General features: G+C 47.2%; 9 protein-coding genes. 5 read left to right on the plus strand and 4 right to left on the minus strand.

All coding sequences use genetic code 11. The features are described 5' to 3' along the window. From ACQY6F_RS16940 to ACQY6F_RS16950, 3 genes are all read right to left on the minus strand, one after another. Positions 1–1,529, minus strand: a 1,529-nt coding sequence (locus tag ACQY6F_RS16940) for a PLP-dependent aminotransferase family protein (RefSeq protein WP_428776107.1), incomplete at its 3' end; no start/stop codon positions are given. 129 nt (positions 1,530–1,658) lie between these two features. Further along, a complete protein-coding gene (gabT, locus tag ACQY6F_RS16945) occupies positions 1,659–2,933 on the minus strand; it encodes a 4-aminobutyrate--2-oxoglutarate transaminase (protein WP_428776109.1) in 1,275 nt (424 codons plus the stop codon). A gap of 23 nt (positions 2,934–2,956) precedes the next feature. After that, complete coding sequence (locus tag ACQY6F_RS16950; RefSeq protein ID WP_428776110.1) at positions 2,957–4,384, minus strand: NAD-dependent succinate-semialdehyde dehydrogenase; 1,428 nt, start codon at positions 4,382–4,384, stop codon at positions 2,957–2,959. Positions 4,385–4,616: 232 nt separating this feature from the next. Between ACQY6F_RS16950 and ACQY6F_RS16955 the strand changes: the two genes are divergently transcribed. The 5 genes from ACQY6F_RS16955 (at position 4,617) to ACQY6F_RS16975 (ending at position 9,888) form a co-directional block, all read left to right on the plus strand. After that, on the plus strand, positions 4,617–5,633 hold the full coding sequence (locus ACQY6F_RS16955; protein WP_428776111.1) for a TRAP transporter substrate-binding protein: 1,017 nt from the start codon (positions 4,617–4,619) through the stop codon (positions 5,631–5,633). A 63-nt stretch (positions 5,634–5,696) separates the two neighbouring features. After that, positions 5,697–6,332 carry a TRAP transporter small permease subunit gene (locus ACQY6F_RS16960; RefSeq protein WP_428776113.1) on the plus strand — a complete coding sequence of 212 codons (636 nt, stop codon included), beginning with the start codon at positions 5,697–5,699 and terminating at the stop codon, positions 6,330–6,332. Further along, positions 6,322–7,641 (plus strand): TRAP transporter large permease, encoded by a 1,320-nt coding sequence (locus ACQY6F_RS16965; RefSeq protein WP_428776115.1) that lies wholly within the window; start codon positions 6,322–6,324, stop codon positions 7,639–7,641. Before ACQY6F_RS16960 ends, ACQY6F_RS16965 begins: the two co-directional genes overlap by 11 nt. Before the next feature lie 931 nt (positions 7,642–8,572). Then, positions 8,573–9,193, plus strand: coding sequence for a hypothetical protein (locus ACQY6F_RS16970; RefSeq protein ID WP_428776116.1), 621 nt, complete (start codon positions 8,573–8,575; stop codon positions 9,191–9,193). 80 nt (positions 9,194–9,273) lie between these two features. After that, complete coding sequence (locus tag ACQY6F_RS16975; RefSeq protein WP_428776117.1) at positions 9,274–9,888, plus strand: 3'-5' exonuclease; 615 nt, start codon at positions 9,274–9,276, stop codon at positions 9,886–9,888. A 270-nt stretch (positions 9,889–10,158) separates the two neighbouring features. On the opposite strand, the gene ACQY6F_RS16980 is transcribed toward ACQY6F_RS16975, so the two are convergent. Then, the coding region (locus ACQY6F_RS16980; RefSeq protein ID WP_428776118.1) for an amidohydrolase family protein at positions 10,159–10,892 on the minus strand (734 nt) is incomplete at its 5' end.

The raw sequence follows: 10,892 nt of genomic DNA on the forward strand, positions 1-10,892 counted from the left end.
TGCCCGATGGCTTCTCCTTTGTCCATTAGCGGGATATTTGCCCAAAATCCGGTGGGCTGCTTCTTTTCTAAAATAGATAATATTTCTTCGTTCAAAATAATCTGGCGAAAATTTCGTTCGTCGCGAATGTTTCCTTCGTCAATGGAGTTAAAACTGAGTCGGAAACCATTTCGGCAAGGTTGTTTGAAGTAGTACTGCTCGCCCGAGTTAAACAAAATGCCTTTCTGTTCTGCTAGCCTGGCCAACTTCACTGAATCAAAGCCTTGCTTATAGTTAATCCAAAATGCGGTACCGGTAAGAGATGGCACTACGCCAGACTGAGGAAAATAATAGTTTAACGCCTTCTCCATGGTAAGCCACTTATTGCGGAGGTTCTTGAGCAGCTTTTGCATTAGTGAATCGTAGTAGCCCAACGCGATAAACAGCGCCAGGGTCTGGCAATTATTTTGTGGTGGATAGGAGTGGCTTCGTTGTTGCAATTGTTTGGCCCTTTGGATAAAGGCCTCTGCCGCCACCATGAAACCAATTCTGAGTCCGGGAGCAATGGTTGAGGAGAAGCTGGACAAATAGATAATGCGATCGCTGGGGAACTCGCCCTTCATTGCCGGAGTGTCATTTTCCAGGTAATTCACGTCATGCTCGAAGTCGTCTTCAATCACCAGAAAATCATTGTATTCTGCGGCTTCCAGTAATGCACTTCTCCGCTCATAAGGCATGCGCACGGTAGTAGGGAACTGATTACCGGGTGTTGTGTAGACGATGTCACATTGGCCAAGAGACTCGTCAATCACTAACCCTTTGTCGTCGATATCTAGCGGAGCTATCTTTGCGCCTTTTGCACTAAGTTGCGCGTAAGCTTCCGGGTAACCTGGATTTTCCAATCCGACTCTGGTCCGTTTTGAGGTCAACAAACGGCTGATAAGATAAAGGCTCTGCTGGCTACCTAGTGTCACCATGATTTGTTCGGCTTTGACAAAGATCCCGCGCCTGGGAAGTACTCTGGTTCTTATCTGTTCCACCAAGTCGTTATAATCGTTGTCGGTAGACGTCCAGTGTTTGCTGTTTTCACGATTAGATGACTGAATACTACACTTGCGCCATTCGGCAACAGGAAAGACCGAATCATCCACCATGCCGTGGACAAATAAGTAGGGATAATCCTTTAATGGTTTTGAACTGGGTACCCGGCCAGCGCTATCAGCAACAAAATATTTGTGCCAATTTAACCCGGCATTGTCTGGCTGTGCCTCTACAGATATCTTACTGCCGGTTTGGATAACCATCTCTGGATTGACGTAATATCCACTTCGTTCTTTGGCAATAAAAAAACCTTCTTCACTCAACTGTTCATAGACTCGTAAAACCGTATTCCTAGACACATTGAGGCTCTTGGCTAACTTTCGTGACGAGGTTACCGGTTCATTACGATCAACAAAACCACTGGCCACCGCTTGAGTGATACCCGATTTGATCTGATTCTGAAGAGACAGCGATTGATTAGAATCTAAGTGAATATAACGTTCTAGCATAGCACCTCATCGCATATTGAAATTCAACTTAGTATTAGTTAAATATTTGTTAAATGAAGAGATGAATGTCTCATATTTAAGATATATAGCGAGGCAGCATTCCGCTGCCTCAAAATGTATACTTCCTGGTTAGTCAGTAAGTTGAGACAATTCCTGATCAATTATCGCCAGACCTTGCTCTATTAAATGGCTTTCCATAGTCAATGCCGGCAAAAAGCGAATCACATTGCCTTTGACGCCACAGGACAAAATGATCAGGTTCCGACTCACGCACGCTTGCACCAATCGTTTAGTTAGCTCTGACAATGGCTCGTTAGTAACAGGATCATTGAGCTCCATCGCTATCATCGCCCCAACCTGCCGAACATCCCCGATGCAGCGGTGTACCGTTTGCAGCTGCAAAATTTGGCGTTTGAATTCTGCACCAATTTCCACTGCTTTCTGACATAGATCTTCCTGCTCAATTATCTGCAAAACCTGCAAGGCCGCCGTGCAGGCGATTGGCGAGCCAGCGTAGGTTCCGCCCAGTCCTCCGGCATTAGCTGCATCCATAATTTTCGTTTTACCCACCACGGCAGACAACGGAAACCCGCCAGAAATGCCTTTGGCCATCGTCACAACATCCGGCTCAAAGCCCAGCTGTTCAGATGCAAATAGAGTGCCGGTTCGAGCAAAGCCGGTTTGTATTTCATCACAGATCATGACGATGCCGTGTTTGTCGCATAGCTGGCGAATCGCTTTTGCCCAACCAACCGGTGCTGGATAAAAACCACCTTCGCCTTGTATCGGCTCAAAGATAATGGCGGCCACTCTGTTTGGCTCTATGTCACAGCTAAACAGATCATCCAGCGCCGCCAGACTTTGCTGCTCAGAGATCCCGTGGTATTGATTCGGGTATGGCGCATGAAATATCTCATTGGGAAAGGGACCGAAACCGACCTTGTAGGGGGTCACCTTACCAGTAAGGCCCATGCACATGTTGGTTCGGCCATGGAAGCCCCCTCTAAAGGCGATCACGCCACTACGGCCAGTATAAGCTCGCGCTACTTTGATGGCATTTTCTACCGCTTCTGCGCCCGTGGTCAGAAAGACCGCTTTTTTTTCGCTGTCACCAGGAGCCAGCGTAACTAACTTCTCAGCCAGCTCAACCATACTTGGATAGGGGGTTACCATGGCGCAGGTGTGACTAAACTGAGTGAGTTGCTCTGTCACTGCTTGTACAATTTTCGGGTGAGAGTGCCCTGTGTTGGTCACTGCAATACCTGATGCGAAATCGATATAGTGTTCACCCTCGATGTCGGTAATATGTGAATTTTTTGCTGACTGCACAAATATCGGGGCTAAATTACCCATTCCTTGTGCAATCACTTTATCTTTTCTGGTTTGCCATTCCGCGTTCGTCATTATTTTAGCTCCTGTTCCCAATCTCACATGCCACCGATACACATGTATTTAATGTTCAGATATTCATCGATTCCTTGTTTGGCTCCTTCGCGGCCAAATCCAGACTGTTTGACGCCACCAAATGGTGCCACTTCTGTGGAAATGATCCCTTCATTTATCCCGACCATCCCATACTCCAGTTCTTCTGCAACAAAGAAGGCCCGGTTCAGGTCACGAGTATAGAAGTAGCTAGCCAGGCCATAGATGGTGTCATTGGCCTTTTCAATCAGGTCATCGGTATCTGAAAATCGAATCACCGGCGCCACCGGGCCAAAGAGTTCTTGCTGAACAATGGACATCTGTTGGTCAACGTTGGTCAGTACCGTAGGTTGGACAAAGTTGCCTGGCATTGGCTCTCCGCCATATCGAATCTCCGCTCCCTGCTCAACCGCTTGTTGAATTGTTTGCAAGATATTCGATTTGGCATTCTGGTCGATAACAGGCCCAACTTGAACATCACAGCCTAAGCCATTGCCAATCTTTAACTGACTCACAGCAAAAACGAAACGATCCACAAATTCTTCATAAATATCGTCCTGCACATAGAACCGGTTGGCACAGACACAGGTCTGCCCTGCATTGCGAAACTTAGATGCGATCGCCCCGGCAACCGCGGCATCAATGTCAGCGTCATTAAAAACGATAAATGGCGCGTTACCACCAAGTTCCATCGAGGTTCTTTTCACGCTGTCCGCCGTCTGCTTGATCAGCGCGCTGCCAACTGGTGTTGAGCCTGTAAAAGAGAGTTTTTTGATATCTGGGTGGCTACAAAAAATGTCTCCCACCATGACAGACGAGTGACTGTTTACCACTATCAACAAATCTTCAGGCAAGCCTGCTTGATACGCCAGACTCGCAATGGCATAAGCGCACAGCGGGGTTTGATTAGCGGGTTTAATCAAACAGCTGCACCCGGCGGCCAACGCAGGTGCGACTTTGCGGGTAATCATCGCTATCGGAAAGTTCCAAGGCGTGATGGCTGCTGTGACACCCACTGGTTGTTTAATGGTCAACAGACGTTTTGATTCAGCCGGGCTGGGAATGGTCTCGCCATAAGTTCGTTTGCCTTCCTCTGCAAACCATTGGACGAAACCTGCGCCATACATGACTTCGCCCTTCGCCTCAGCCAATGGTTTCCCCTGCTCCAGAGTCATGAGCCTGGCCAGGTCATCTGCGTTCTCAAGCAACAGATCATACCATCGTCGCAATACCGCGCAGCGATCAGCGGCAGTCCTCTTCTTCCAGAGTTTTTGGGCGGACTTTGATGAGGCGATCCGCCGGCAAATTTCTTGTTCAGACAAAGATGGCACATAGCCAAGAATGTGCTCATCGGCCGGGTTATAAATTGCTATGGAATTATCACCTTCAGAACACAGTTGAGAAAGTAACTCTTTATTAACAATTTGCTCCATTTATAGTTGCTCCAGTTACGCAATAAGTAACCAAAAGCATATGACAGACTCTGAACAACCATTAGTGCCAGTTAGGCACTTCCTATGGTACCAAGGGATTTTCTAGCTGGTACCATAGGAAGTGCTCAACTGGTTCTAACACCCTGATTGCTCTGCTCCTATATTGAATCGTGAAACATATTTGTAACATCAGGTTACATCGGTTCCAATCATAAAGGATGAGGACAACAACATGTCTAAGACGAAAGGAAAAAAACTACTGGGTGGCTTACTGGCGGCTGCTATCGGTGTGTCATCTCTGGCGACATCGGCATTAACGTACGCGGCTGACTATAACTGGCGCTTCGCGAATCTGTATGGCCGCGGTACGGCTTATGGTGAGGTGTACGAAAACCTGGCTAAAAACATCGAAACCATGTCCAATGGCAGAATTGCGGTACAGGTTTTGTATTCCGGTGAAGGTGTCGGAACCAGTGGGATTCTTACCGCCGTCAAATCTGGTTTGGTTACTATGGGGGCACCATTTCAATCAATGCACGCTGGTGAACTGCCTGCAGGTGTGGTGGAAATCGGCTTACCTGGTGGCACCGATGATGTGGGCCAACTCTCAACCCTTTTTCATGAGCAAGGCTGGGCCGATATCTTAAAACAAGCTTACGGCGAGCAAGGAATGACCTGGCTTGAACCCTATATTCAGCCACCGGTTTACATCATTACTAAGAAAGAAATCAAATCCATTGATGACTTTAAAGGGCTGAAAATACGCGCACCAGGTGCTTATGGTAAATTCCTGCGTAACCTTGGGGCATCTCCTGTTTCACTAGCCTGGAGTGAGATTTACACCTCACTCGCCACCGGGGTCATCGACGGTTCAATTGGATCGAACATGATTGACCACCGAGACGGCAACCATGTTGAAGTCGCCAAATACATGTACCGTTTACCATTGGCGGGTGCACAAGTGTTGCCAATCGTCGTCAATACTAAAGAGTTCAATAAGTTACCAGCCGACCTTCAATCGATTGTCCGCGCTGCAACCTCCGTGCATGCACAAGAGCAGATGACGAAGTCGATTTTGTGGGAATCGCAGGCCGTGGAACAAATGGAAGCTAAGGGCCTGAAATGGAGTCCAGAACCAAGTGCCGCAGATGTCGCTGCCTGGCAAAACGCAGGGAAAACACTGGCAAAAGAATACGCAAATCAGGACAAGTTCTCCAAGCAGCTAGTTGAAAAACTTCAGTCTTTATAAATAAGTAACTGAACCAGGTGGGCAGACTGCCCACCTATTTTCTACTCAGCTCTGGAGCAACCCATGTTTGAACAGATTCTCAGACGATATTGCCTGTTTGTGCGTTGTATCGTTGCCTTCATCGGACGAAGCGTCTCATTTTTACTGCCCGTATTAGCCGGCATCGTGGCTTTTGAAGTCTTTGCCCGTTATGTTCTGGATGACCCCACCATTTGGGCCTACGACACATCACTATTCTTATTTGGCTATATCTCTGCTTTGGGTGGCGCTTATGCCCAACAGCAAAATGCCCACATTAATGTCGACATTCTCTACCTGAAAGTGTCAGCCACGACTAAACGCCTGTTCGACCTGGTCACCATTGTACTCGCAATTGGTTTTCTCATTGTGATGACCCAAATCAGCATCGAAAAATTTATTGAAACCGTACAATACGGTTACAAACGACAATCCGAATGGGCACCGAGCGTTCACCACTTCTGGCTGATGATCTGTGTATCAGGTGTGATCTTTATTGCCGAGTACACCACCCAATTGATTAGCCATACGTTTTGGTTGATAACCAAACGGGAACTCATATCAGACACATCTTCGGCATCACAAACTGATTCATTCGAACAACTTGATAATTCAGTTGCAATTGATGACAAACACGACGACACAGTTAACATCCCGGTAGGAGGCCAGCATGGGCATTGAGCTACTGACATTAGTGCTATTGGGTTGCATTCTGGTCACCTGTGCATTGGGTGCACAGGTTGGCCTGGCGTTAGCAGGGATAGCGATGGGAATTGGCTATTTGTCCTGGGGAGACACCCTGTTCAACATTATTCCCACCACAATTGAATCTACATTCTTCAGCTTTATCTTACTGGCGATCCCACTTTACATTTACATGGGACAGCTACTAACTCGCTCTGGCATAGGTGATGCGATGTTTAACGCCAGTCAGCTGATGATTGGTCGAGTCCGTGGCTCATTGGCCATCAGCGTGATCGGGGTCTGTTCAATGATCGGGGCTATGGTGGGTATCATCGGTGCCGGGATCATGACATCCAGCAGCATCGCACTGAAACCCATGTTAGACAGAGGTTACGATAAGCGATTAGCTCTCGGCGTGATCATGGCCGGCGGCTCACTGGGAATACTTATCCCACCCAGTATTCCGATGATCATGTTTGCTTCTGCGACACAAAATTCAGTCGGTAGAATGTTCCTGGCGGCAATTGGGCCCGCGCTCGTCACTATCGTGCTGTTAATCAGCTATGTCGTCATCAGTTGCAAATTCAATCCCAGCAAAGCACCGCTAGATGCCGAAAATAACATGACAGTACCCAAAGGTTATGAGCTGTTTAAAACCATTCGCGATGGATCTTCTTCACTTGTGCTGATTGTTGCGGTACTGGGCAGTATCATCATGGGTATCGCGACTCCCACAGAATCCGGCGCGATAGGCGTCGTGGGAGCCATCATTCTGTCAATTTTATTCAAGCGTTTTAAACCGCAGATGATGCATCAAGCCGGGCTACAAACAGCTTTACTGGTCAGTGTGGCGATGTGGATCATTCTAGGTGCATCCATTTTCAGTAACTTTCATTTGCTGATGGGTGTACAAAATATGGTGTCTAACTTCGCGACCAGCATCGATCTTCCACCGATCATGATAATCATCATGTTTCAACTTATCATGCTGTTGCTGGGCTTTATCATCGACGAATTCATTATCGTCTTAATGTGTGCGCCTATCTTTACCCCGGTCGCAGTGATGCTCGGCTATGACCCCATCTGGTTTGGCATATTGATGATTCTGAATATCGTCATCGCGGTCCAAACACCGCCGTATGGATTTGCACTGTTCTATCTGAAAGGCATTGCACCTAAAGGCGTGACCATGATGGATATCTATCGCTCTATCACTCCTTTCATACTGGTACAACTCACTGTCCTGATTCTGTGCATGTGTTTTCCAGAAATCGTGCTGTGGCTTCCCAATAAGATGATGAACTAAACACCTTTTTAGCGCCTCCCTTCGCTTTACAAATAGCGAGGGGCGGTTTTGTACACCCTGAATGTTAGTGCGGTATTAATTAGCAGAGGTATCAGGACCTTAATAATGGAGAAAATTCATGAAATCTCATGCTCTCATTCCCTTGATAGATCTCGAATGATTGCCAATTACATATCAGATGCAATTATTTAAAAAGAAAGATTTAGGGGAAGTTATTAGAGTAAAGGTATCCCGGGAGGGATACCTTCAAGTTTTGAGTTGAGTCTAGAAATACCAAACTATGTTCGCATTCACGCCGCTTGATGTAAGGTACGACAGCAAATATTACAGCAATAGTGTCTGGGCTAAGTACCTCACTGTTGCCGGTGGATGTCAGATATATGCTCCTTATATGTCTGGATACGGCGGCATTCAATTTGTGATGCTACCTAACGATGTTATTTACTACTACGTAAGCGACAACAATGAGTTCGTATGGGACAAAGCGTTACTTGAAGCTGAAAAGCTAGCGCCTTTATGTAACTAACGGTATTAAATTTCTACGTCAGACCGGAGCCACTGCTGTTAGCTCCGGTCTGTTTAATTTTAAGGACAAATACAATAGATAGATTTGGCCATTTTTGAGTTAGATTGCATGCTAAACATTCGGTCACTCGGATAAGGTTTAGTATTGCAAATCAGTTGGGAGAACTATTTATGTTGGCAACATTGAAACCCGGGAAGATCCGAGCGACCATACTCAGCACTACCCTTCTCTATTGACCAGCGTCCGCTCTTTACATTCATCATTGCAATTTAACCTGAAAAAGTCATACTGCGCCCTGTTAGGATCTGTAGAAAGAAGTGTAGGAGTGGTCACCTGATGGGATCTTTAGGTAAATTGTGTTTTAGCTTGGTTGTTTTGTTTTTGGCCGGTTGCATTCAATCTGGTGTGAACTTTACCATTCACTATGATGCAGTGGATGGCCTGAAAAACAATGCGCCATTGATGCATGGCGATCAAGTCATTGGCAAAGTAAATGAAATCACCTACACCGATCAGGGTAATTTTAATGTGGATGTCACTGTAGATGAAAGCCACCAAAGCCTGGCAACGGATTCTGCTTTGTTTGTTATAGCAGACAACCCCAAGGCTAACGGTACCCAGATGATTAAACTGATCACGAGCGACAGGCCGGGAGAAGTCATTCAGGACGAACAAGTGATCCAGGGTAGTACCAAATTAGCTGGACTAACCATGGAGATGCAAAACCAGATCGGCAAAGGCTTACAGTCTTTTTCATCAAGCATTGACCAATCTATCTCGAGCTGGCTCGATGAAACTGCCGAGCCAACAGTTGAGCAACTGAATGATGAGCTGGATCAGCTGTTAGAAGAAGCAAAAGCATCGGGTAGCCGTGCCAAAGAGCGTATAGAAACCGACGTTGTTGAGACGATAAAACAGCACATCGAACGACTGAAGCAGCAAATGGAAGAATTGAATCAGGACAACACCACTGACCAGCTTGACCAGAAGGTGGATGAACTGGAAAACCTGATGCAGGAAGCGTAGTTTCAAGGGAGCGATATCGCCCTTCTTTTTCTATTGCTTTCGATGATACTCGTGCACATTATTGTTTAGTTGGAAACTTCATGGCTCAAGCAAATTCCGTGGTCGTACTCGACTTTGAAACCACTGGCCTCTCACCTACTCTGGGTGACCGCGCAATTGAAATCGGTGCGGTAAAATTAGTCGATGGTGAGGTTGTCGATAGTTTTCAACAACTAATGAATCCTGGCTTCAGAGTGAGCTCATTCATTGAAAGTTATACCGGTATCACCAATAACATGTTACGTACAGCACCAGGCTGCGATGAGGTGATGGCGTCGTTTAGCGAGTTCATTACCGGTGAGAACCTTATCGCTCACAACGCTTCGTTCGATAAACGATTTCTAGACGCAGAGTTTGAGAGAATCAACTGTGGTTATTCAGGCGAGTTCGCCTGCTCCTTACTGGTGGCGAGACGACTGATTCAAGATGCACCGTCACACAAACTAGGTGAGCTTGTTCGCTACAAAAACATCGACAACGACGGTGTTTTTCACCGAGCATTAGCCGATGCACAAATGACAGCCAAACTTTGGCTGCAGATGGTAGAGGATTTAGAGCAATCAGGAATCACCAAGCCGAGCTTTCAGTTTATGCAAACCGTTAGTAAAACAGCAAAAGGAAAAGTGAACCTGCTACTCGCTAAAAGTCGTGCTTAACTCACTCTTACTCAAACGCGTCTTCATCAAACATTGAAAACATTTGATTGCAGGCTCTCGACGTTTGAGTGAATTTCAAAATATCAGCGCCAAGGTTCACCATCATAAGGGATGTCGCTGTATTTCTGTATCACAACAGAGATTAACCGCCCCAAAGGAGCGGTTCTCGGATACCGTGCTGATTCGACCTAAAACAGTATCGATTTGTGTATTAACGTTTTGGGGAGAACCCAGGCCGGTCAGACAAATCCTTATCCCGTGATCTTTTCCCTACTCCGTCACACCAAGATGGTCATACGTAACCTCGCCGTTCATGATAGTGAAAAGGACCTTCGTTTTGTCGATATCGTGCGGATCGATATCGAACAGATTTTGATCCAGCACGACCATATCGGCCATCTTGCCAACCTCCAGAGAGCCGATCTTGTCGTTCAGACCTCTGCCCGTAGCCGCACCCAGAGTCTGCGCATAAATCGCCATCTCCAGAGGAACCCGTGCCTCATCACCGCCAAGCGGCGGAACATCGTCGCGCCCCGGCAATTGACGGGTTACTGCTGTGCGGATGGAAAGAAGGGGGCGATATTCGGAAAGATATCCGGATGCCGGCCAGTCTGAACCCAAGGAGATGTTTCCGCCTGCCTCCCTGATTTTCTTCATCGGGAACATGGCCTGAACACGATCCGCGCCAAAACGCTCGGTGGTAATGCTCTGGAGCAGCGGATCGAAACTCATCCAGAAACCGGTCGTGTCGTAGGTCACGCTAAGCGGGCCGAAGCGGGGAATGTCGTCCGGATGCACTAACACGGCATGCGAGACGGTGTGGTGACGTTCCCTTGCCGGATTGGCCTTAATGGCACCTTCGACCGCGTCAAGCAGCTTGCGTACGGCAAGATCGCCGAAGCAATGACAGGTGATATTCAACCCCTGGGCGTCGGCCTCCTGTACGACCTTGTTGAGGATGTCGTAGGGTATGATCGGTTCGACCTTGATGTCCGGCTTGTCGG

It is taken from the genome of Vibrio sp. (genome assembly GCF_050299255.1).
GTDB lineage: Bacteria > Pseudomonadota > Gammaproteobacteria > Enterobacterales > Vibrionaceae > Vibrio.

Excerpts from the sequence above, each read along its gene's own strand:
- ACQY6F_RS16975 (WP_428776117.1), top strand. The coding sequence starts at position 9,274 with ATGGCTCAAGCAAATTCCGTGGTCGTACTCGACTTTGAAACCACTGGC.
- ACQY6F_RS16955 (WP_428776111.1), top strand. The coding sequence starts at position 4,617 with ATGTCTAAGACGAAAGGAAAAAAACTACTGGGTGGCTTACTGGCGGCT.
- ACQY6F_RS16950 (WP_428776110.1), bottom strand. The coding sequence starts at position 4,384 with ATGGAGCAAATTGTTAATAAAGAGTTACTTTCTCAACTGTGTTCTGAA.
- ACQY6F_RS16965 (WP_428776115.1), top strand. The coding sequence starts at position 6,322 with ATGGGCATTGAGCTACTGACATTAGTGCTATTGGGTTGCATTCTGGTC.
- gabT (WP_428776109.1), bottom strand. The coding sequence starts at position 2,933 with ATGACGAACGCGGAATGGCAAACCAGAAAAGATAAAGTGATTGCACAA.
- ACQY6F_RS16960 (WP_428776113.1), top strand. The coding sequence starts at position 5,697 with ATGTTTGAACAGATTCTCAGACGATATTGCCTGTTTGTGCGTTGTATC.